This is a genomic window from Paenibacillus sp. fava2 (genome assembly GCF_058313675.1).
Map to the genome: position 1 here is coordinate 6959412 of NZ_CM177755.1, position 22746 is coordinate 6982157.

Annotated in this window: 22 protein-coding genes; 10 read left to right on the forward strand and 12 right to left on the reverse strand. The window is 56.0% G+C overall.

Going from position 1 to position 22746, the window contains the following annotated elements; translation table 11 throughout:
* Window positions 1-87 precede the first annotated feature (87 nt).
* On the forward strand, window positions 88-1677 hold the full coding sequence (locus AC4G46_RS30675) for a histidine kinase N-terminal 7TM domain-containing diguanylate cyclase (RefSeq protein ID WP_491125948.1): 1590 nt from the start codon (window positions 88-90) through the stop codon (window positions 1675-1677).
* Between the two features lie 103 nt (window positions 1678-1780).
* Here AC4G46_RS30675 and AC4G46_RS30680 read toward each other — a convergent pair whose 3' ends face one another.
* Complete coding sequence (locus AC4G46_RS30680; RefSeq protein ID WP_491125949.1) at window positions 1781-2635, reverse strand: MBL fold metallo-hydrolase; 855 nt, start codon at window positions 2633-2635, stop codon at window positions 1781-1783.
* 260 nt (window positions 2636-2895) lie between these two features.
* Here AC4G46_RS30680 and AC4G46_RS30685 point away from each other — a divergent pair, with 260 nt between their 5' ends.
* Both AC4G46_RS30685 and AC4G46_RS30690 read left to right on the forward strand, forming a co-directional pair.
* Window positions 2896-3741 carry a DUF72 domain-containing protein gene (locus AC4G46_RS30685; RefSeq protein ID WP_491125950.1) on the forward strand — a complete coding sequence of 282 codons (846 nt, stop codon included), beginning with the start codon at window positions 2896-2898 and terminating at the stop codon, window positions 3739-3741.
* A 33-nt stretch (window positions 3742-3774) separates the two neighbouring features.
* Window positions 3775-5277, forward strand: coding sequence for an alpha-amylase (locus AC4G46_RS30690; RefSeq protein WP_491125951.1), 1503 nt, complete (start codon window positions 3775-3777; stop codon window positions 5275-5277).
* Window positions 5278-5365: 88 nt separating this feature from the next.
* Here the strand turns inward: AC4G46_RS30690 and AC4G46_RS30695 are convergent, their stop codons facing one another.
* On the reverse strand, window positions 5366-5974 hold the full coding sequence (locus tag AC4G46_RS30695) for a biotin transporter BioY (RefSeq protein ID WP_491125952.1): 609 nt from the start codon (window positions 5972-5974) through the stop codon (window positions 5366-5368).
* 127 nt (window positions 5975-6101) lie between these two features.
* On the opposite strand from AC4G46_RS30695, the gene AC4G46_RS30700 reads away from it, so the two are divergent.
* Window positions 6102-6914, forward strand: a complete 813-nt coding sequence (locus AC4G46_RS30700) for an ATP-binding cassette domain-containing protein (RefSeq protein ID WP_491125953.1) — start codon at window positions 6102-6104, stop codon at window positions 6912-6914.
* Complete coding sequence (locus tag AC4G46_RS30705) at window positions 6911-8701, forward strand: ATP-binding cassette domain-containing protein (RefSeq protein ID WP_491125954.1); 1791 nt, start codon at window positions 6911-6913, stop codon at window positions 8699-8701. Before AC4G46_RS30700 ends, AC4G46_RS30705 begins: the two co-directional genes overlap by 4 nt.
* Here AC4G46_RS30705 and AC4G46_RS30710 read toward each other — a convergent pair.
* The 5 genes from AC4G46_RS30710 to AC4G46_RS30730 form a co-directional block, all read right to left on the reverse strand.
* Window positions 8694-9557 carry a nitroreductase family protein gene (locus AC4G46_RS30710; protein ID WP_491125955.1) on the reverse strand — a complete coding sequence of 288 codons (864 nt, stop codon included), beginning with the start codon at window positions 9555-9557 and terminating at the stop codon, window positions 8694-8696. The two genes, AC4G46_RS30705 and AC4G46_RS30710, sit on opposite strands and share 8 nt — an antisense overlap.
* Before the next feature lie 401 nt (window positions 9558-9958).
* Entirely contained in the window at window positions 9959-10312 is a 354-nt protein-coding gene (locus AC4G46_RS30715; protein WP_491125956.1) for a FlxA-like family protein, read from the reverse strand.
* 99 nt (window positions 10313-10411) lie between these two features.
* A complete protein-coding gene (locus AC4G46_RS30720; protein WP_491125957.1) occupies window positions 10412-11305 on the reverse strand; it encodes a DMT family transporter in 894 nt (297 codons plus the stop codon).
* Window positions 11302-12525: a multidrug effflux MFS transporter gene (locus AC4G46_RS30725; RefSeq protein ID WP_491125958.1), complete on the reverse strand. Its 1224-nt coding sequence runs from the start codon at window positions 12523-12525 to the stop codon at window positions 11302-11304. Before AC4G46_RS30725 ends, AC4G46_RS30720 begins: the two co-directional genes overlap by 4 nt.
* Window positions 12526-12687: 162 nt before the next feature.
* A complete protein-coding gene (locus AC4G46_RS30730) occupies window positions 12688-13506 on the reverse strand; it encodes an AAA family ATPase (RefSeq protein WP_491125959.1) in 819 nt (272 codons plus the stop codon).
* Between the two features lie 535 nt (window positions 13507-14041).
* Between AC4G46_RS30730 and AC4G46_RS30735 the strand changes: the two genes are divergently transcribed.
* A complete protein-coding gene (locus AC4G46_RS30735) occupies window positions 14042-14338 on the forward strand; it encodes a hypothetical protein (RefSeq protein ID WP_491125960.1) in 297 nt (98 codons plus the stop codon).
* A gap of 62 nt (window positions 14339-14400) precedes the next feature.
* On the opposite strand, the gene AC4G46_RS30740 is transcribed toward AC4G46_RS30735, so the two are convergent.
* From AC4G46_RS30740 to AC4G46_RS30755, 4 genes are all read right to left on the reverse strand, one after another.
* Complete coding sequence (locus AC4G46_RS30740) at window positions 14401-15009, reverse strand: alpha/beta hydrolase (protein ID WP_491125961.1); 609 nt, start codon at window positions 15007-15009, stop codon at window positions 14401-14403.
* The gene (locus tag AC4G46_RS30745; RefSeq protein ID WP_491125962.1) at window positions 15006-15956 is read right to left on the reverse strand and encodes a ring-cleaving dioxygenase; all 951 of its coding nucleotides are present in this window, start codon (window positions 15954-15956) and stop codon (window positions 15006-15008) included. Before AC4G46_RS30745 ends, AC4G46_RS30740 begins: the two co-directional genes overlap by 4 nt.
* Window positions 15957-16069: 113 nt before the next feature.
* Complete coding sequence (locus tag AC4G46_RS30750; RefSeq protein ID WP_491129016.1) at window positions 16070-16471, reverse strand: DoxX family protein; 402 nt, start codon at window positions 16469-16471, stop codon at window positions 16070-16072.
* A gap of 325 nt (window positions 16472-16796) precedes the next feature.
* Window positions 16797-17267 (reverse strand): MarR family winged helix-turn-helix transcriptional regulator, encoded by a 471-nt coding sequence (locus AC4G46_RS30755; protein WP_491125963.1) that lies wholly within the window; start codon window positions 17265-17267, stop codon window positions 16797-16799.
* Between the two features lie 476 nt (window positions 17268-17743).
* Between AC4G46_RS30755 and AC4G46_RS30760 the strand changes: the two genes are divergently transcribed.
* From AC4G46_RS30760 to AC4G46_RS30775, 4 genes are all read left to right on the forward strand, one after another.
* On the forward strand, window positions 17744-18454 hold the full coding sequence (locus AC4G46_RS30760; protein ID WP_491125964.1) for a futalosine hydrolase: 711 nt from the start codon (window positions 17744-17746) through the stop codon (window positions 18452-18454).
* 20 nt (window positions 18455-18474) lie between these two features.
* On the forward strand, window positions 18475-19320 hold the full coding sequence (locus AC4G46_RS30765; protein ID WP_491129017.1) for a 1,4-dihydroxy-6-naphtoate synthase: 846 nt from the start codon (window positions 18475-18477) through the stop codon (window positions 19318-19320).
* A gap of 130 nt (window positions 19321-19450) precedes the next feature.
* Entirely contained in the window at window positions 19451-20272 is an 822-nt protein-coding gene (locus AC4G46_RS30770) for a class I SAM-dependent methyltransferase (RefSeq protein ID WP_491125965.1), read from the forward strand.
* Window positions 20273-20397: 125 nt separating this feature from the next.
* Window positions 20398-21081, forward strand: a complete 684-nt coding sequence (locus tag AC4G46_RS30775; protein ID WP_491125966.1) for a DUF559 domain-containing protein — start codon at window positions 20398-20400, stop codon at window positions 21079-21081.
* A gap of 518 nt (window positions 21082-21599) precedes the next feature.
* On the opposite strand, the gene AC4G46_RS30780 is transcribed toward AC4G46_RS30775, so the two are convergent.
* Window positions 21600-22715 (reverse strand): IS110 family RNA-guided transposase, encoded by a 1116-nt coding sequence (locus tag AC4G46_RS30780; RefSeq protein WP_491125419.1) that lies wholly within the window; start codon window positions 22713-22715, stop codon window positions 21600-21602.
* Window positions 22716-22746: the final 31 nt, after the last annotated feature.

Consider the following 22746-nt stretch of genomic DNA (forward strand, 5'->3'; position numbering starts at 1 on the left):
GCCGATGTGGAGCACTTATATCAACAGGCCTCGGCCTGCTTCTGCTGAACAGGCAATAGACCCCTGCCCTGTGAGGAGGCCGATGCCATGGGAACTTTAATATCAAATTACATTGTTATCGTATCTGTATCCGGGGTGCTGAACGCGCTCCTTGCACTGTTTGCCTTTTATAAGAAGACTGATTTTGCCGGAATCAGGGCTTTTGTAGGCAGCTCCTTTTTCTCGGCCATTTACATCTTTGGGTTTGCTCTGGAGCTGTCGGGCAACTCCATGCAGGAAATCGGGTTATGGATCAAGGTGGAGTATCTGGGCATGCCTTTTATCGCCCCCTGCAGTCTGCTTATGATCATGCATTTCGTGGGACTGGAGCGCCTGATTAACAAAAAGCTGCTGATTCCGCTCTTCGCTGTACCGATTATTTCCGCACTGCTGGTATGGACCAATGAGTATCACCATCTGTTCTACAAATCGATGATGTTCCGGGAAGGTGCGCCTTCCCTGGTGGTTGATATTGTGATGGGCCCCTGGTATATCGTGCAGGGCAGCATGACCTTCGGCTCTATGCTTGCCGGGATGTGCCTGATCCTCTGGCAGTGGAACCGGATGAAGCGTGTGTACCGGCGGCAGATGATTACCATTTTTGTCGGGCAGTTTCTGCCGGCCATGGGAGCGTTCCTCTATTTAATAGACAAGACCCCCTATGGCACGGACCCTGTGCCGGTCATTATGGGCGTGACCTCGACCCTGTACTTCTGGGCCATCCTGTCCAGAGGGATGCTGACCGCAGCCCCTATCGCCCGGGAAAATCTGTTCGAGAGCATGCGCGACGGGGTGCTGGTCACAGACCGTTTTGATATGCTGATTGATTACAACCGGGCTGCCACAGGGATGATGGAAGGACTGGACTCCTCCGCGGTCGGGCGCTCCCTGGCCCAGCTGTTTCTGCCTGCAGGCAAGGATGCCGTCGATTACGTAATGAGTGCCGACCCGCTGCTGAGCGGGGAACGGGAGCTGGCCTGGAATATAGGCGGAAGCACCTGTTATTACGAGGTCCGCTCTTCCCCAGTACTCAAGAAGGACGGGAGCGTTGCCGGCAGGATGATCATGCTGATCGATGTAACCGAACGGACTCTGCTGCAGGAAAAGCTCCGGCAGCTTGCTACCATTGACAGTCTGACCGGTATATATAACCGGACTCATTTCATGGAGCTTAGCCGGGAGCTGCTGATTCAGGCGCAGGACAGCAAGAGTCCCTTTTCGATTATTCTGCTGGATATCGATTTCTTCAAAAACATCAATGACCGTTACGGCCACCAGTACGGCGACATGGCACTCCAGCATGTCGTAGGCGTATGCTCCAGGCATATCCGGGAAAGGGATGTATTCGGGCGGTATGGGGGAGAGGAATTTGTAATGTGCCTGCCGGATACCCCGCTGAAGCAGGCTGCCCTGCTGTCAGAGCAGATCCGCAGCGATGTGGAGCGCAGCCCCATGTATACGGTGTCCGGCCAGATTAATGTAACCGCCAGCTTCGGTGTAGTGGAGGCTCTCCCGCACAACGTATCCCTTGAGGAGCTGCTCTCCGAAGCCGATCATGCCCTGTACACCTCCAAGCGCAACGGACGCAACGCAGTGCATATATCCAGCGGAGCAGCAATCACTCATTTCAGGCCCTGACAGCAAGCTCGGCAACTGAATATGCTTATGCTAAGCAGCCCCGTTCCGGCAGGAACGGGGCTGCTTTCAGCCTATATCTTGTTTGGAGCAAATCTGCACAGGCTCACTTGGCCCCTGCCATAAAATAATCCACGCCCTGCAGCAGGTCTGCCGGCAGTTCGGCCAGCTTTAAATCAGCTTTGAGCTCCAGCAGCACCCGTTCGCGGTCAGGCCCGTAGGCATCTGCCAGCCGGGCCAGCCGTTCCCACGGCTCCAGGTCGGCCCGGAACGCCTGCCCGCTCATTGGAATACCATGAGACTCCACCAGCCAGTCTGCTCCGAACCCGTAGGCGGTATCCAGCAGCCCGAGAAACGCTGTACTGCTGTAGCTGCGCGGTCCGCCGTATACCGAAGGGCCAAGCGCATCACCCAGAAACAGCACTTTGTCCTCGCGGACATACAGCACACAGGAATCCGCAGAATGGTCGCCCCCGACATGACGGAGCTCACAGCTTACTTCTCCAAGATCAATTACAAGGCTGCCGGTAAAAAGAATATCCGGTTTACCGACCGAAATCTGCCCGGGTTCACCGTATTCCAAACGGATATGCTGTACACTTTCCATGCTGATGGTCCCTGCCTGCACCAGCTCCTCCAGCTCATCATCCGACCAGCCCCGTCTGCTTAAACTGCCCAGTACCTCTGCCGTTTTCTCATGGGCGATAACCGGTACATTCCAGGCATTCATCCCGAAGCTGTGATCCCAGTGCCAATGCGTCAGTACCAGCAGGTCCGGACTGCGGACCCCGCGCCTGTCCAGTTCAGCACGGAAGCAATCTGCGTGGGCAGGAGAGGCACCTGCATCCATCAATAAAGTCCGGTCCGCTCCGGCAATTGCCGCAAGCACCGGCCGGTCGGTTTCATGCTCTGCATGCATGATCAGAATATGCGGGCTGAGCTGTTCAAATCTGTGCTCCATTTTACCGTATCCTCCTCTATAACGTTCAACAGGCCAATAAAGCAGGCCAACAAAGTATATCTGCGCATTCTTTTGGCGATAACAGCACCCATAGCGCTCTGACCGGATGCCCGTCGCGTGAGCTCTCTTCCCCTTCATGTTGCCTGATTTAGTGGCATTAATCAACTCGCTTGTTTGCAGCAGCAGGGTTTAAGTTTAATAAGAGAATAGCTAATCTCCCCCGCTCCTGTAAACAAGACAACCGCAAGGAGGGAAATGCGATGATCAAGATCGGGCTAACCGGCTTCGGTGACCATGATGAGCTGTACGGCAAAATCAAGCCCGCCGAACGTCTGCCCGCCTACAGCGCCCATTTTCCCATCGTGGAAATTGACAGCTCCTTTTATGCGGTACAGCCGGTCCGGAATTATGTGAAATGGGCCTCACAGACCCCGGATAACTTCCAGTTTATTGTAAAAGCCTATCAGGGAATGACCGGACATCTGCGCGGCAAAAAAAATTACTACGATTCCACCGGTGAAATGTACGCGGCGTTTCATCATTCTATTGCCCCTGTACGCGAGGCCGGCAAGCTGGCCATGGCTCTCTTCCAGTTCCCGCCGTGGTTTGACTGTACCAGGGAGAACGTGGATTTTCTGCGTGAGGTCAAAGAACGGATGCTGGATGTTCCTTCAGCGGTAGAGTTCCGCAATGAGTCCTGGTACAGCCCGGAAATGCGCGACAGAACACTCGGCTTTCTGGAACTCGAGGGCTGGATTCACACCGTTGCCGATGAGCCGCAGGCGGGCTCAGGCTCCATCCCGATTGTACCTGTAGCGACAAATCCCGATATCACGTATATCCGGCTGCACGGCCGCAACGTCCAGGGCTGGAACCAGAGCAGCCATCCCGACTGGCGCAAGCTTCGGTATCTGTACCGTTACAGCACGGAGGAACTTACGGAATGGCGGGACCGCCTGCTGGAGCTGGAAAAAAGCTGCCGCGAGCTCTATGTGGTGTTCAACAATAACTCCGCCGGTGACGCTACTCCCAATGCCAAAGAGCTGCAGGCCCTGCTGGGTATTGACGGCGGCCTGGCCCCGCTTCAGCTGGACCTGTTTAACTGATTACCCGGTCTACATATATAGGAGGTTATAGAGATGAAGAGAAACCATACGATGATGCAGTTTTTTGAGTGGCATGTTGAAGCGGACGGGCTGCACTGGAAGCGGCTGGCTGAGATGGCCCCGGATATCAAGGCAGCCTATATCGATTCGGTCTGGGTTCCGCCTGTAACCAAGGCCGTCTCCGGCGAGGACACCGGGTATGGGGTGTACGATCTCTATGATCTGGGCGAATTCGACCAGAAAGGTACGGTCCGGACCAAATACGGCACGAAGCAGGAGCTGATCGAGGCGATTGCCGAGTGCCTGAAGAACGGCATCGCGGTCTACGTCGATCTCGTTATGAACCATAAAGCCGGTGCAGATGAGACAGAGACCTTCGAGGTAATTGAGGTGGATCCCAACGACCGCACCAAGGATATCTCCGAGCCTTTCGAGATTGAGGGCTGGACCAAATTCACCTTTCCGGGGCGCGGCGAGGAGTATTCCGCCTTCAAGTGGGATCACACCCATTTTAACGGTACAGACTTTGACGCCAAAGAAGGCCAGACCGGGGTATTCCGGATCAACGGCCAGAACAGGGCCTGGAACCAGAATGTGGACGACGAATTCGGCAACTATGATTATCTGATGTTCGCTAACATTGACTACAGCCACGATGATGTCAAGCGGGAGATGCTGGACTGGGGAAAATGGCTGGTCGATACCCTGCAGTGCAGCGGCTACCGGCTCGATGCCATCAAGCATATCAACCATGAGTATATTAAGGAGTTCGCCCAGGAAATGAAAAGAAAGCGCGGCGAGGACTTTTATATCGTCGGTGAGTTCTGGAACCCGAACCTCGAAGCCTGCCGCGAGTTCCTCAATACGGTTGATTATCAGATCGATTTATTCGATGTCTCTCTGCATTACAAGCTCTATTCCGCTTCACTTGCCGGGCGGGACTTTGATCTGACGAAGATTTTTGAGGATACGCTGGTCCAGACCCATCCGCTGAATGCCGTAACCTTCGTGGACAACCATGATTCACAGCCTCATGAGGCGCTGGAGTCCTGGGTCGGCGACTGGTTCAAGCAGAGCGCGTATGCACTCATTCTGCTCCGGCGTGACGGTTACCCTGTCGTCTTCTATGGCGATTATTATGGAATTGGCGGCCCGACCCCGGTAGAACCGAAGAAGGCTGCCATTGATCCGCTGCTGTATGCCCGTTATCACAAGGCTTACGGCGATCAGGATGATTATTTCGATCATCCCAACACCATCGGCTGGGTGCGCCGCGGCGTGGAAGAGCTGCCCGGCTCCGGCTGTGCCGTAGTCATCTCGAACGGCGACAACGGCGAGAAGCGGATGTTCCTCGGAGAAGAACGGGCCGGAGAGGTCTGGGAGGATTTCACCCGTAACCGTGTGGAGACCGTAACCATCGGTGAAGACGGCTGGGCTGTATTCCCTGTAAACGGCGGCAGTGTATCGGTCTGGGCGCTGCCGGATCAGGAGGGTCCCGCTCAGGAGCAGAGCGCTGACAGCGCGGAGAATCATTGATAACGAAAATAGAAACAGCCGCCGTCCCGATCGGGACGGCGGCTGTTTGGTTATTGTAATCCTGTAAGCTCTGCTGGTATCAGCCTGCTTAGCTGCTGATAGTCGGGTGATCGCCTTCAGCCCAGCCAGCGTTATCGCTGTTCAGAATCCGTTCGATTGGATACACCTGCCGTACAGCAGTCACGACGCCTGCACAGAGAACCGCTTTGACGAGGTCGCCCGGGATGAACGGCCACATTCCTGCCGTCAGCGCCTTGGAAAGGGAGTCCATTCCTGTAGAATGGGCCAGCCACCATACACCTCCGGGATAGACCAGCAGTGCGCCGAACACAATGTTGGCAGCCGCCAGTTTGGGAAACGTATATTTATCCTGCCGCATGCGCTGGGAGCACAGCCCAATCAGGAACGCGGCAACCGGCCAGGAGAAAATATAGCCTGCCGTCGGGCCAACCAGCACCGCCACTCCGCCGCTGCCGCCCATAACAGGAAATCCTGCTGCACAAAGGCCGATGACGATAAGCACAGCCAGCGTTCCGTAGCGTGCTCCAAGCACCGCGCCGGCCAGTATCACCGCCAGTGTCTGCAGTGTAATCGGCACGGCCGAAATAGGCAGATAGATCTTGAGGAAACTGAGTGCAATCATGACTCCGGCAAATAACGCGCTGAAGATCAGGCCGCGAGTCGTCCATTTTTTCATTGGAAGAAGGCCCCCCGTTTTTTTTGAAACTACTATAACATCCTGGTCTGTATACATCAATCTTTAAATTTTTGCTATAATCAAGAGCAATTGTGGACGAATGGCGTCAAGGGAAGCAGGTATAACGATGATTACTGCACAAAATATAACCTTCTCGTACCGGGACGGCCAGCGCCGGCTGCCGGTATTGCAGGGGATTTCCATACATATCAGCCGCGGCGAATGGGTGGCCCTGACCGGAGCGAACGGCTGCGGCAAGTCCTCTCTGGTGCGGATGTTCAACGGACTGAATATCCCGGCCGCCGGCAGTCTGCATGCAGCCGGTCTAGATCTCCGGTCTGCAGTGAACCGTACAGCCGTGAAGCAGCACATCCAGCTTGTATTCCAGAATCCCGAATCCCAGAACATCGGCTCCACGCCTTACGAGGATATCGCCTTCGGGCTGGAGAACCGGGGGCTGGCCCGGGATGAAATGGATGCACAGATCCGCCGGGTGCTGCAGCAGGTAGGACTGGCCCACAAATGGGCGGATGATATCACCACCCTCTCCGGCGGGGAACGCCAGCGGCTGGCTGTCGCCTGCTGCCTGGCGCTGCAGGCGGAGATGATTATCTTCGATGAGGCTACATCGATGCTGGACCCCGCCGGGCGGAGCCGCATTATGGCGCTGGCCAGAGATTTGTGGCGCCGGGGGACGACGATCCTGTGGGTTACCCAGCGGCCGGAGGAGCTCGCGGAGAGCCCGAGGGTCGCCGTAATGGAGCAGGGAACGCTGCGCTATGACGGCGATCCGCGCACACTGTTCTACAGCTCCGGGCTCCCGGAGCTGCTGGGCTGGGAGCCGCCGCCGGTCATCCGTATCGGCCGGCTGCTGCAGTCGCGCGGCTGGCCCCTCGGGCTGCTCCCGCTATCCGAGCAGGAACTGGAGGCAGTGCTATGAGCATAAGGGCAGAAAAGGTATCTTACCTGTACGATAATACCACTGCTCTGCAGGATGTTAATCTGGAGATCAGCCGGGGCACCCTGGCTGTTCTCTGCGGCGTGACCGGCAGCGGCAAATCGACCCTGCTGCGGCTGCTAGCCGGGCTTGACATGCCCTCTTCAGGCAGGATTGTATATGCCGGCGGATCAGGCGGGGCACCCAAGGTATCTATTGTGTTCCAGCAGCCGGAGACCCAGCTGTTCGCCGGCAGTGTACACAAAGAAATGGAATATGGGCTGGAGCAGCATGGCGTGCCTAAGGCACAGCGCCTGGAGCTGATCCGAGGCGCTTTGTCCAGGGCCGGGCTGCCCTATGAAATATTCGCCGGTCGCTCCCCTTTTCTGCTCAGCGGAGGAGAGAAGCGGCGGCTGTGCATCGCCGCCGCCCTTGCCGTGCAGCCGGAGCTGCTGATTCTCGACGAGCCGACCGCGGGGCTCGATCCGCAGTCGGCTCACTCGCTGCTGCAGCTGGTGCAGCAGCTGCGGGCAGAGGGCATCACCCTGATCATCGGCACACATGAGCTGGATACCCTGCTCCCGCTGGCTGATCAGGCGGTTGTAATGCACAGGGGAACCGTGCATTACAGCGGACCGGCCGCTCCGCTTGCAGCGGATCACCAGCTGCTCCGGTCGGCCGGGCTGGAACCGCCTGCGTACTCGCGTATCGGGGACAGGCTCCGCCGGCAGGGGCTGCTGGCAGAGCAGCCGGCCAGCATCGGAGAGCTGCTGGCCGGGCTCGCTTCGCTGCCGCTGCCGGCGCCTTCCGCGGCCGGCGTTACAGGCGAGGGCACGGCACAGACGCATAGGAATGGCGGTGCTGCGGGCGGAGGTACGGCGGAGTCGCATTTGCCTGGCGGTACTGAGGACGGAGATTTGGCGAAGCTGCATATGACTGGCGGTACTGCGGACGGGGGGGCAGCGGAGTCGCATTTGCCTATCGGTATTGCGGGTGGAGGTACGGCGCAGACGAATAGCCGGAAGGCTTCACGCCGGATACGGTGGCAGAAGCTGGACCCCCGGGTGAAGTGGCTGGGGATGCTGCTTGGTTCACTCGTTGTACTGGGTATGGACAGCTTTCCGCCTGTGCTGATGGCAAGTCTCCTTACCGGCGGATTAATCGCTTCGGCGGCGGTTCCCTGGAGCAGGACGGTCCGGTTCTTCCGTCCCTTCCTGCTAATGTTCCTGTTCCTGTGGCTGCTGTCTGCGCTTGACTGGACCTCTCCTGATTTCTCAATCGGGCCTGCCGGCTTCAGCGTGGAGGGAATGGCACGGGGAGGGCTTAACGTACTGCGCTTTCTGCTGCTGATCGCCCTTGGCTTCCTGTTCACGGAGACAACAACCGGTGCACCGCTGCGCGAAGCGCTGGAATGGGGTCTTACCCCGCTCAAGAAGCTTGGCCTTCGTACCCGGGGCTGGTCACTGGCCGTATCCGTTACCCTGCAATTTGTCCCCTGGATTCTCGGCAAGCTGGATCAGCTGCAGCTGGCGCTGAAGTCACGCGGCAAACCCCGGCAGGGACTTGCACGCTGGACCCCCCGCCAGATCGGGATGCTCATTGTCCCGCTCCTGATCCTTGTCATCAGTATGGGCGATGAGCTGGCCACAGCTGTCGAGTCCCGGGGCTACGACCCCAAAAAAGCCAGAACACCGGCATACACGCTGAACTGGAAGTCCGCGGACACACTGGCGCTGGCTTGTGTTGTTCTTACTGCAGCTGTGCTGTGGTGGTTCTCGCTCATCAGCTGAGCGTATAGCTCAGCATATATTCCGTATGCTGGTCAATCACACCCAGCTGCGGATCATGCACGGTCCAGGCTCCCTGAATACCCAGCTCCCGGCAGGCAAGCTCGAAATTGCAGGCGGCAATGCCAATATCGATCCGCTGCATTTCAAACCCGAGCTTATTCCCGCTGTAATTCGGGGTATGCTGCAGATAGAAATGAACCTGCTGCCGGTCTGCCGACAGCACAGCCCTCCAAGGCTGCTTATTGGATGCCGACGGGCCGAGCCGGACCATCTCCAGTGCAGCAGCCAGCCTTCCTGCGGACTCCGGTGCCAGCAGCTGTACGAAGCCGGAATCATAGTATAGCTCTTGCCAGGGCTTCTTCTGGTCAGCCTTGACCACATAACGCATAGTCGCGTCCAGCAGCCGCTGCTTCTCACGCGGGTAACCAAGCGGCGTAATGCAGGGAATAATCTCCCCCGGACGTAACTCCAGCTCACGCGCGAACGATTTGCGGCTAAAGGTCCCGCCGATCCAGCAGGTGCCAAGGCCAAGCCCTGTAGCGTACAGAATCAGCTTATGAAAAATATAGCCAAACTCCAGCAGTGCCTTCTGGTCATTTTGACCGACACCTACCAGATAGGCCTGCGGATTCTGGATCACGCCATAAGCGCCTAGCCTGACAGCCTTGCCTTCCCCGTCCTCTCCTTTGGCCCAGACCCATTCGATCCGGACCGTTCCGCCGAAGGGACCGCGCAGATTCTCCTCCTGCCCCAGATAATCCATAATGGATGCATACGCATTTTCTCCGATCGGAGTCGTCTCATAGGTGCGTACAGATTTACGCTTTTCTATAATATCCATTACCGCCATGTTCATAGGTTCAGCCCCTTTTCACTATATTAACTGTTACGTTAATGCGCTAAATTCAGAGTGAATATCTTGCCTTCGGTTACACCGCTGATTGTCCGGATTACTGAATCATTGCAGATCGTACCTTTTTTCACAACCTAATTTTAACATTTATACGGGTTGATGCATAGCCGCCCCGGCGTAATCTGAGACCTTTCAGGAAAGTTAATCACATCTTACCCCCACTTATTCTCAAGGTTATACACACCTTATCCACAGCTGAGGACAAAATGCATTTTGCCTCCATTATACCAATTACAGGAACATGAGGCTTGCTGTCCAGTTGAACCGCTTTTTCAATCAAAAAAAGAGGACCTCCCTCACGGCAAAGGATGTCCTCTTTTTGAAATGGCTTATTGCAGTGCAGATCAGACCCGGATATCGAATCTGCCTTCACTGTCGGTTGTGGCTGCGGCAATCTGTGCGCTGCTTGCAGCCTTCAGCAGATTGGTGTCTGCAGGTTTTTCCGGCTGTGCGCTTTGAGCCGCCGCAGAAGAACTGCTGCTATTGGACTTTTGGGCGATCTGCGCTTCGATCTGCTTAATTTGCTGCTCAAGCTGCTTCGTTTTGGTTTCTTTGGTCTTCTCGTCATCCTTGCTGGCTTCGATCTTTTCGAGCTCGGCCTCCAGCTTCGCTTTTTGTTTCTCAAGTGCGCTGGTGTCAGTTGCACTGGATGAAGTATAGGAAGCGGAAGCGGTGGATGTTGCGGATGAAATATTCATGCCTGTTCCCCCTTTTCCCTTTCAATATATACCCTTTGACATAATCTAACGTTAAAATGGGCTGAATGTTTGCTGAAAGTAAGAAAAGGGGGCAGGCCGTTAAGCCTGTTTCTCCAGGTCAGGAGCTGCGGCAGTCCGCGGTTTCCGGTTGACCAGCATTACACTCAGCAGAATAATGACCAGGCCTGCCAGTGTATTAGCATAGATAGGCTCATTCAGAAACAGCGCACCCCACATCAGGCCAAAGACCGGTACCAGAAAGGTAACACTTACTGTTTTGACTGCACCAACACTCTGAATCAGGTAAAAATACAACAGGTACGCCACAGCCGTACAAACAAGGGACAGGCCGAGCACGGAGTAGACTGCTGCAGCAGACGGCAGATGCCGGGGAGCGAAAATAACCGCCAGCGGGAGCAGGACAACAGCAGCACCGAGCTGCTGGCCGGCCGCAAGCGTGAGCGGTGCCAGATCCCGGCCGACCCGCGAAGCGTAGAGTCCGCCAAGGCCATAGGCCAGTGCTGCCCCGAGTGAAAAAAGCACGGACAGCAGCGTCTTTCCGGCCAGCGGTACCGGGCTCCAGCCGACCAAAACCGCTACGCCTGCAAGACCGATAACCAAACCGACGGATTTGGACAGGCCCGGCTTCTCGCCCCGGATGCCCCAGGCGGCAAGCGCCGCAAACATAGGGGTCGTAGCATTAAGAATCGCTGCCAGCGATGCGTTCAGCTCAAGCTCCGCCATGCAGATCAGCGTGAACGGCAATGCTGCGTTCAAGGCACCCAGCAGCAGGAACGGCTTCCAGTGCCGGAGAAGTCCCAGCTGCCTGCGGGTTATCCTTGCATACAGCAGCAAGGCGGCCGCCGCCAGCGCCACCCGGAGCTCGGTTGTAAACACCGGACCCAGCTCGGGAGAGGCGATCCGCATGAACAGAAATGATGCGCCCCAGGCAAAGGCGAGCAGGAGCAGGACGGTAAAGTCTTTTCGGCTCATGGCCGTCCTCCCTTTCGGCCTCTGCAGAGCAGCAGGTAAGACAGGACGGACAAAAGGCCGGCGGAGGCGATCACAACGGCCATCGGCAGCGCCGTTTCATCTCCGCCGATACCAACCAGAGGGGCGACACAGCCGCCCAGCAGCAGCGGGAGCAGTCCGAGCAGTGCCGAAGCGCTGCCTGCCGTCTCCTCCTGATCCTGCATCGCCAGTGAAAAGGTCGTTGTGCTGACCATCCCGACGCTTGCGACAACAGCAAGCAGACAGAACAGAATCGGCCACAGGCCGCCGCCGGCCAGAATTGTAACCAGCAGGAGGACTCCGCCGAGCGCACAGAGCAGCAGACCGCTGGCCAGAAGCCTGCGCTCGCCGTACCTGCCGGACAATCTGCCGGCGATTTGTCCGGTAATAATAATGCCAAGCCCGTTAACGGCAAAGATCAGGCTGTACATCTGCGGCGACACCCCGAACATATTTTGCAGCACAAAGGAAGAACCGGAAATATACGCGAACATGGCCGCCATTACAAAGCTCTGGGATAACGCATAGCCCATAAACCGCCCGTTGCGGAGCAGAGCGCGGAAGGTGAGCAGCGTGCCTTTCAGGCCGCTTTTTACGCGCCGTTCCTTGGGCAGCGTCTCCGGCAGTCGCAGCAGAATCGTTGCACAGAAAAGCAGACCGGCCGCAAAAAGCACAAAGAACACACCCTGCCAGGTCGTTACTCTCAGCAGCTGTCCGCCGATAATCGGCGCAAGAATCGGCCCCAGCCCGTTAACAATCATCAGGAGCGCAAAGAACTTGGTTAATTCGGAGCCGCTATACAGGTCACGGACCGCAGCGCGCGAGATGACCACGCCTACGGAGCCGGCCAGCCCCTGGATGAAACGCAGCACAATCAAAAGGCCGATCGACGGGCTGAAGGCACACAGCAGGGAGGATACGGTATAAATCAGCATGCCGATCAGCAGCGGGCCACGGCGGCCGTGAACATCGCTCAACGGCCCCGCCACCAGCTGCCCGGAGGCCAGTCCCAGCAGAAAGAATGTCAGGCTAAGCTGTACCAGCGCTGCGCTGGTTTCAAAATGCCGGGCCAGCTCCGGCAGGGCCGGCAAATACATGTCGATCGACAGCGGACCGATCGTAGCAATCGCCCCCAGTATAACCGCCAGCTGCAGCCGCTGGCTGCGGGACGGGCCCTCTGCCGCAAGCATGCGGCTATCCATCTTTTCTCTAATCATTTTTCTATGACGCCAACCTTTCTCCAGCAGCCTTAACAGCCTGTTTTTAGTAATCTTCATACTACCTGATCGGGGCGGAAAGATTCAATGCTTTTTAAGCGGAGCCGGCAGGCATAGAAAAAGGACTCCTGAATGGAGCCCTTCCGCTTACTGCACCCTGCGCAGATTATATTCGGTGTATGCCTCGCAGATCAGTCCATATGCCAGCGCAGTGTCTGCTATGATCGCTTTGCGTCTGGCTTTCAGCACAATTTGCTCCATATCGGCAAAGCTGCAGCCGGCCAGCAGGCCTGCGGTTTCCTCCACGATCCCTTGCGCCTCCTGCTCCCTGCCGAGCAGCAGCCCGATGTACAGCCTTCTGTCCTCCTCACCCGGAGATGAATAGGTCATCCTCGTATCAAAACGGCGCCACACCGCCGGGTCCAGCTCTTCCTCAAGATTGGTTGCGGCCATAAACACACTGTCACCCGCGAACTCGTCAAGACACTGCAGCAGCGTATTAACCACACGGGCCATCTCCTTGACCTCATCCCCGGAGTCACGCATCCGCCCCAGCACATCAAATTCATCAAGAAACAGTACACATGGCACTGCGGCAGCATAGTCAAAAATCTTCCGCACATTGCTGGCCGTCTCTCCCAAATGGCTGTGAATCACCGTATCCAGCCTGACGAGGACAAGCGGCAGGTCCAGCTGATGAGCCAGATGAAAAGCAGTCAGCGTCTTGCCCGTGCCGGGAGGCCCGAACATCACCAGCTTATTGGGCAGCGGCACATCTGCTGCTGCAAACCGCTCCTTCATGCCGAGAATCGTAATGAATTCATCGACAATGGTGCGGTTCTGCCCGCTCAGCACAATGTGCCTCGCCTTCCGCGCGCATTCCTTCGGCGTATATACACTTGCCATATCCAGTCCCTTGGCCCGCGGGAGCCGGGCCTGGGTGTTGTTTTTCTTGCTGCTGTTCACGTTATAGTATGCTCCTTATAGTTAAAGTCTGATCAAGACATAATAGTAATAATTACGATTAAAATCATACCAGAGTTTGGAGCAAAATGCTACCCGGGGCTGGATGTGGGAGTTTATTTACCGGTGGCCGGCTCGGTTTGCCCCATTAGAGGGAAAAATCCCTCTAATTGCGCCGGTGGCGGGCTCGGTTCGCCCCATTAGAGGGAAAAACCCCTCTAATGGAGCCGGTGGCGGGCTCGGTTCGTCCCATTAGAGGGAAAAATCCCTATAATGGCACCGCTGGCCGGCTCGGTTCGCCCCATTAGAGGGAAAAATCCCTCTAATGGAGCCGGTGGCGGGCTGCGTTTGTCCCATTAGAGGAAAAAATCCCTCTATTCGCACCCGTGGCGGGATCGGTTTGCTACATTAGTGGGAAAAATCCCTATAGTAGCAGGGGCAGCGCGGCTGAGTTTGCATTTTAGAGGGACAGAAATTTAAAACTGCCCGCAGGAGCTCTCAAGAGTTTATCCCCTCTTGTCGGCGGCCCTGCGGGCAGTTGCGTCACAAGCATTGTGCCAATGGTGTTGCTGGTGTTGCTGGTGTTGCTGGTGTTGCTGGTGCTGCCAGGTTACTGATGTTAATGGTGTTACTAATTTCACCTGATATTCCGCTGCTGTTGTTACACTGTGGATTAGATTTGCTGGTTAATTTATTGCTCGTGTCAATGGTTTTTGTGTTCTGGTTTTTGTGTTCTGGTTTTTGCGCTAGTAGTTATTGTGTTACGGCTTCTTTTATTACTGGTTCTGGTATTACTGGTTCTTATGTTAATTTTTTCTCTTTCCGGGACTACTAGCGCTATCGGTGCTACCGGTACTGCAACTCTCATACTCTCCGCAAGCACCTGTACGCCAAACCTTACTTCCGCTGCTGCTCAAGCCAGTTTCTGGCCGCTTCGACCTCAGCCGTGCTCAGGCGGTGACCCTGGTTGCCCCAATGGGTGGCAACCTCGGCTCCGGCGCCCTGCAGCAGCTGCTCCAGCTCCCGGGTCTCCTCGGCCCGGATCAGCGGATCATTGGTGCCGGCGCCAATGAAGACAGCGGCGCCTGCCAGAGAAGGCCATTCCAGTCCGCGCAGCGGAACCATCGGGTGCAGCAGCACCGCCGAGCGGAAAACCGGCCCGTAATGGAGCAGCAGGCTGCCGGCAATATTAGCTCCATTGGAATAACCTACAGCGACGAGATTGCTGCTGTCGAAGCCGTACTGCTCCGCTGCGCTGTCCAGGAACTGCTTCACTTCATGTGTGCGGAAGACAAGGTCCTCCTCATCGAATACACCTTCAGCGAGACGGCGGAAGTAACGCGGCATGCCGTTTTCCAGTACATTTCCCCGGATACCCAGCACCGAGGAGCCGGGAGACAGCATTTCCGCCAGCGGAAGCAGGTCATGCTCATTGCCTCCGGTGCCATGGAACAATACAAGAGTCGGCCGGCTGGCATCTGTACCTTTTTTATAAATATGAATCATACCCGGTTCGCCTCCACTTCACGGATTTTAAAAGGACTCAGCTTCGCTTCAATTACGGCACGGTTAGGTTCGAACCAGACCGGCAGCATCAGCTTCTGGCCCAGCTTATCCGGCTCCTCATCGCGGGCAAAGCCCGGAGGATCGGTAGCAATTTCGAACAGGATGCCGCCTTCCTCACGGAAGTAAATGGCGTTGAAATACTGGCGGTCCTGCACCGGCGTAGGCTGATAGCCATGGCTCTGTACAGTGCGGCCCCACTGAAGCTGCTCGGCATCATCTTTGGCGCGCCAGGCGATATGGTGCACAGTGCCTGTGCCTCCGCCACCCTGGGGTACAGGTGTGGTTTTGAGGTCAATAATGTTGCCGATGTCTGCAGAAGAACGGTAACGGATATATCCGTCGCCTTCGGCAATCTGCTCAAGGCCCAGCGTGCGGGTCAGCGTATCGGCTGTTTTATCAGGGTTCATGCTGTAGAGCACTGCGCCGCCAAAGCCTTTAATGGCATGCTCGGCAGGCACTCCCCCGAAGGACCAGGTGCTAAGCGCGCCGGATTCACGTTCTACCAGCTCGATCCGCAGCCCGTCATAATCAGCGAACGAAAGATACGATTCCGAAATTCGGGTTACTTTGGTTACTGGAATCCGGTAGTCAGCCAGCCGCTGCTCCCAAAAGCCCAGCGAGCCAGCCGGTATAGCGTAGGTAGTTACGCCAACCTGGCCGCCGCCGATTCTTCCTTTGCGTCCGGTTGCCCAAGGGAAGAAGGTGATAATGGTACCCGGAGAACCCTGCTCATCCCCGAAATAGAGATGGTAGACCTCAGGCACGTCGAAGTTGATCGTCTTTTTTACAAGTCTCAGTCCAAGAATTCCGGCATAGAAATCAGCATTCTGCTGCGCATCTCTGACAAAAGCGGTAATATGGTGAATCCCTGCAGTCTGTAGGGTCATAACATCCATCTCCTTAAAGGTTTTTTTGTAAATTGATAAGCTTTATGCAAAGACGTTCAGCATTTCCGAAATGTTATGAAAGCATTAATAGCTAACGGAGTACATCACCCGGCTCATTTAAAAAAGAGGGCATCCAGCGAAATCGAACCCGGTCCTGTCAACGCCACAGCTACTGCAACAACCAGAACTGTCAGGGGGAACTCAATTCCGTTAGCTGTCGACCAGAAGCCGTTCGGAGCATGCACCTTAATAATCGCCCCGAGCATCGTTGCCGCAATCAATACCGCCGCCACTGGTGTCAGCAATCCTGCTGTGAACAGCACCCCGCCAACCAGCTCCATGATTCCGGCTGCGACTGCCATTGCAACTCCCGGTCTGATTCCGATGGATTCCATCCAGCCTCCCGTTCCTTTTGGACCATAGCCCCCAAACCAGCCAAACAGCTTTTGTGCGCCATGACCGATAAAAGCAACCCCGATAACCAATCTCAACAATAATAATCCTACACTAACCATCTTAAACACTCTCCATTCTCTTCTTTTTAATTATCTTAACATTAAGATATAAGCTAAAATTTTTTGGCATAAGCCAGACTCTATATATTCTTCTTACTCCAGCCGCCAATACAACCTCAATCAGGCTAAAAGAGCTGTGATTGAGCCGAAGCTCACTGCGGGGCTTAATGATCTGCTCAATCCTCTTAATCCCGCGCATCGTTAGTCTGCAAAGCTGTCTGACACTAACTTACCGGAGATTTCAGTACCGGCACCGGCTGAGCTTTACTATCAGCTTCAAACCGGGTATGCCAGCACGCTCAGCCGCATAATTCCCAAAGAAATTCTACACGCCTTTGCCCAGCTTCTTGAGAAGTTCGATCGTCTGTTTCTTCTCGTCCTCGTCCAGTCCGCCCATCAGGCCGTGAATCGAGGCAACATGCTTGGGGAAAATATCGTCAAACAGCTCGCGGCCCGCCTCTGTAATCTCGGCATAGGTCACCCGGCGGTCCTCATCACAAGGCACACGCTTCAGCAGCCCCCGCTTCTCCAGCTTGTCGATGTTATAGGTTATGCTTCCGCTGGTTACCAGAATCTTCTCTCCGATCTGCTGAAGCGGAATCCGTGTCCGGTGGTACAGCACCTCCAGCACCATGAATTCAGCTGATGCCAGGCCATGGCTCTTCATATCCCTGACCGCGTGATCCATCAGGCTTTTATATGCTTTGGACAAAACAACGAACAGCTTCAGTGATGCCGCCTGATCCAGGTCAGGGCTGCCGGTTGTTTTGCTAATCAGTTCATTATAGTCGCTCATCTTGCACACCTCCATTCTCATACAGTCCGGTCACTTCTTACGGGTAAACCGCCGATCTGTTATGTCTTTAAGTTAATTATCTTTAAGTTAAGATAAATATACGCCATCCATTCTCTATTGTCAACAGTATATTGCAAAATTAATCTGCCCGGGTTTGACCTCCCTTTCAAAACGGCGTATCCTTTGGGATACGGTGCTGACGAGGCTGGCTGCGGCTGCGGACCGGAGCCAGAAGGATCGGCTATACATAAAGTACCCGGAGCCAGCAGAGTCAAACAAGAGCCGTCACAAGTAGAAACGGCTTCTCCGTCCTTCAGGGGAGGCAGCAACCGTTTCTGCGAGAAATATAAGGAGTATTGATAGCGTAGAACATATAAATTCTTATATTTTACAAATGACCCTCTGCCCCTTTACAGCTTATAAACCACTAGCCTTATTAAAAAGCTTCATTTCCCAAATACATTCTGTTTTCTTCTATGAAAGGAGACCTCTCAGTGAACGATAACATTCAATCCTGCTCCGGGTCTGCCGCAGGACAAGACCCGGTTGCGCGCGTGCTGATCGTGACGGCAGTCGCAGCCGAGCGCGAGGCTATCCTCCGCGGCCTGGGCGGCAGCGCCAGGTTCGAGGTGATTGCCGCGGGCGCCGGCACCGCCGCTGCTGCGGCCGGTACGGCCGCCGCCCTGGCAGCCGGGGGCTACGGCTGCGTCATTAGCGCCGGGATCGGCGGCGGCTTTCCCGGGCGGGCGCCCCTAGGCTCGCTGGCCGTCGCCAGCGAGATGATCGCCGCCGACCTCGGGGCCGAGACGCCGGAGGGCTTCCGCAGCGCTGCCGAGCTCGGCTTCGGCAGCAATACCGTGCCGGCGGCGCACGGCACGGCAGAGGCCCTTGCGGCCGCGCTTGCAGCGGCCGGCCTTCCGGTCAGCACAGGGCCTGTGCTGACCGTATCGACGGCGACCGGCACCGCCGGGACGGCCGCCGCCCTTGCCGCGCGGCATCCGGGTGCCGTCGCTGAGGCGATGGAAGGCCACGGGGTCGCCGTGGCCGCCCAGCGGTTCGGGATCGCGGCGCTCGAGCTGCGCGCGATCTCGAACCCGGTCGGCCCGCGTGACCGGGCCGCGTGGCAAATCCCTGCAGCGCTGGACGCGCTAGCGGCAGCCGCCGCTATACTATTGGAGGTGCTGTAATGCCAGCAAAGACAGAGCAATTGAATATAGCCTTTTCCCCGTGTCCGAACGACACCTTTGTTTTCTATGCTTTGGCACACGGGCTGGTGCCGGGTGCACCTGAGCTAAACGTGACCTTTGCGGATATTGATATTACCAACGGGCTGGCCGCAGACGGCGCCGGACCCGAAGTGCTCAAAATCTCCTACGCCGCCCTCCCCTGGGTGCTCGACCGGTACAAGCTGCTGCCTTGCGGCGGTGCACTTGGCCGCGGCTGCGGCCCGCTTGTGCTGACGGCCGGCGGCCAGGGTGCGATCCGCCGTCCGGCGGATCTGTCCGGCCGGCGGATCGCCGTGCCCAGCGAGCGCTCCACGGCTTATCTCCTGTTCCGGCTGTGGGCTGCCCAGCAGGTGCCGGGCGGTCCCGCTGAGATTGTCGTCATGCCGTTCGATGAGATCATGCCGGCCGTCCGGGACGGACAAATTGATGCCGGTCTGGTCATTCATGAGGCGCGGTTCACTTATAGCTCGTACGGCTTGAACCTGCTGACCGACCTCGGCAGCTGGTGGGAAAGCGACACCGGCCTGCCGATCCCGCTGGGAGCCATCATTGCCCGACGTGATCTTGATGATAAGGCTATTGCCGGCTGGATCAGAAGCTCGCTGCAGTTCGCCTGGGATCATCCCGCCGACAGCGGCTGCCGCGAGTTTGTGCTCAGTCATGCCCAGGAGCTGTCACCTGAGGTGGCCAAGTCGCATATCGACCTGTATGTGAACGGGTTCTCCATGGATCTCGGCGAGGAGGGCTATGCCGCGATCTCTGCCCTGCTGAACCGCGCAGCTGCCGAAGGGCTGGTACCGGCGGTTGACCCGGAGCTGCTGCGTTAACCTCTCTGATGTATACGGCAATAGCGGGATTCCTCCCGCCCGCCTTTGATCCGCTTGCTCATGCAGGCTGAGGAAGTAACCGGCTGTTTAACAGGTCTAATCATTATGATTATGGATGGGAGAGGATTTCATGATTCCTTCTGGCAACAGCAAACAGAATATTGACCGTTTTTTGGGCTACCAGAACGACTACGACCGTTACCGTCCGGAAGCGCCGCCGATCGTTACCAGCCTGCTCAGCAACTATCTGGGATCACGCCCTGCTGTCGTTGCCGATATCGGCTGCGGAACCGGACTATCGACCTTTGTATGGAAAAATGCCGCCGATACCGTTTACGGCATAGAGCCTAATCCCGATATGCTGAGCAAAGCTGCCGAAAAGCTTCAGCAGGACAGCGAAGCGCAATCCCTGTCTTTCCAGCAGGGCTACTCCAACCAGCTGCCTTTTGAATCCGGCAGTGTGGACATCATCACCTGCTCTCAGTCATTCCACTGGATGGAGCCGGTGAGCACCTTGCAGGAAATTGGCCGTTGTCTGCGGCCAGGCGGTGTTTTTGCCGCCTACGACTGCGACTGGCCGCTGGTACTGCAGGCGGATATTGAAACCCGGTACAACCGGCTGATCACATCCGCCGACAGCCTGCTGGCTGAGCTGCAGCCGGAGGCCGAGCGCGCCTTTAAGTGGGACAAAGAAGGTCACCTGGCACGGATTCAGGCCAGCGGCCACTTCTCTTTTGCCCGGGAGATTGTCTTTCATAATACTGAGACCTGCAATGCGGAGCGTTACGTGGGTCTGATGCTCAGCCAGGGCGGGCTGCAAACGGTGCTGAAGCTCGGGTCAACGCTGCTGGATGGGGCTATCGCCGAGTTCACTGCAGAGGTGGAGCGATATTTTGACGGACGGACCTTGCCCGTGCTGATCAGCTACCGCATGCGGATTGGAATTAAATAACCTGGCCTGTGCTGAATGATCTGGTCATTTTTGCGAATATAGCCTATACTGACTGCAACGAGACGAAGAACGTCCCGGCTTAACCTCTTTGGGGAAGCCGGGACGTTTTCTATTTTAAGAGGAGCGTGGGCTTATTGTTATTTGAAGATGCGCATCGGCAATTTATCGGGAAACATCTGGCCGCCAGACCTTTGGGAGAACGCCGGGGCCGGCTGGAACGGGGGCATCAGCATGCGGAGGTTCTCTTTTTACGCAATGTATGGTGGCCCCTGAGAGGAGACTTCTCCAATCTGCATCCTGAATATGAGGTGACGGACTGGCGCGGCAGGTCATATTTTGCCGACTTCGCCTGGACCCCGGGTTATATCAAAATGCTCATTGAGATCAAAGGCTACGCTTCCCATGTACGTGATATGGACCGCAGCAAATACTGCAGCGAGCTCAACCGGGAAACCTTTCTGCAGGCGATGGGCTACCGTGTACTCTCCTTCGCCTATGATGATGTCGAGCAGCGTCCGGAGCTGTGCATGACTTTGCTGCAGATGAACTTGGGCAGATACCAGGCTGCTGAGGCACCTGCTTCCCGTTTGCAGCTTATGGAGCAGGAGACCATCCGCCTGGCCATCCAGCTTACCGGAGCTGTCCGCCCTCAGGATGTTAAGCAGCATTTCGACATCGATTACAGATCAGCCATCCGTACTCTGCGCAGTCTGTGTGACAAGGGCTGGCTGCGGCCTTCCTACAAAGGCAAACACGAGCGGGTGATCCGTTATGAGCTGGCGCATGGTGTGCTGGATTATTTTAATTAAGCGATGATCAGCCGCTGTTGGACAGCAAAGCTCTAACGTATAGCGCCCTCTTATCACTAAGTGGAAAAAAGCAATCTATTTAGCTGTGTGGAGTAACTTTTAAGCATTTAAGTGGAAAAATGCTACTTAGTTCGGGCAATATGCCTCTGTTGGAGCGAATCCGGCTGAATTAAATGTCCTTTTTACAACTAGATTTTCAGTTTCGGTGTTTTAAGCAGAATTAAGTGACGTTTTTCCACTGCTATGAACGAATTTGTCAATTCTCCTGTTTTCACCCTTTAAACCAAAGGGGTTCAATCCCTTGGGCGTAGAGACAAAATGCGAGTCGTCGGCTGGCACACTGCTATCCGTGGGTTGGTTACCACATGTTATGCCTACGTCGAAGGAGCTGCCGTAAACTTAGTTTCGCACGTCAGATCCGCAGATCCTGTGCAGTGGAAAATCACGGTTTCTCCTCGAACCTTTCTCTTTGTCTCCACGCCCTAAGGATTCAATTTTCGGGAACCTGCCTTTCTACGCTACGCCATTCTTTGTTCTGCATTTCGGGCAATCGACCAGATGAATCCCACTAATTCCCGCCCTACAGCTGCCATCGCCAGATTTCGGTGTTTCCCTCGTTTGACCATTTTCAGATATTTGCGGTGTAACCGTTCCTGTGCTTTCCACGAGGTTTCCTGGACATGCGCACACTGGCCTTCCAGACGCTTTTCTAACTCCCCTTTGACGGCTGGCCGGTGACGGTAACTCCAGGCTGATTCGACAAGTGTACGCCGTACTGCTGCATTGCCGGTTTTGGTTAAACGTCCACGTTTCGTGCTGGCTCCCGAGGAATATTCCCTTGGGACCAGACCTAAATAACTCATAAGCTGAGCTGGCGAACGGAACCGCTCAAAATTCCCAATCTCGACGACCAGCGTCATGGCGGTAAGCAGCGCGATTCCCCGCAGGCCCTGGAGGGCTTGAATCACGGGGGCGTACGGACAGATTTCCGCTTCCTCCCGCATGGCGGCTTCAAACCGTTTGATTCGCTCCTCCACTTCCCGCAGCTCCTGCAGAAGCTCGGCGAATACCCGTTCTTGAGCTGAAAACGCAAACGTCAGGGTGGTTAGCCACTGCCGGTATCTCTTCGTCCAGCGCCGTTTCATTCCTTCCGGTGTGTGAATCTGGTGCCTGAGCAGGAAGTGGATGAGCCGCTGCCGGGTTCGGTGTAACTCGCCACGGGCAGCCTCCCGGGCCCGGATGAGGTCTCGCAAGGCTTCGATTTCTGGAGTTGGCACATGGATCGCAGTCAATTCCCCGGCACGATGGAGCTGGGCCAATCGCTCGGCATCCCGCCGGTCGGTTTTTATCGCATCGCCTGGGCGCTGTGGAATGCGTGAAGGGGCGATAACGGTGCAGGAAATCCCCATTTTCGTCAGCCAATGATACAAGTCATACCCGGTAGGTCCCGCCTCATAGCAGACCTCTAGCGTGACTTCTTGGCTTTGGAGTTTGCGAATTAAACGTCCCACCGCATCGGGCGTGTGGGCAATGGCACTATGATACCGGGCAGGTTCCCGGCCCTCGTCTGCAATCGCCACCACAATTTTTTCTTTAGACACATCCAAACCGACGTATTTTATGGTATTCTTCATAGTAACAGCTCCTTTCGCATGTAGCTCTGAA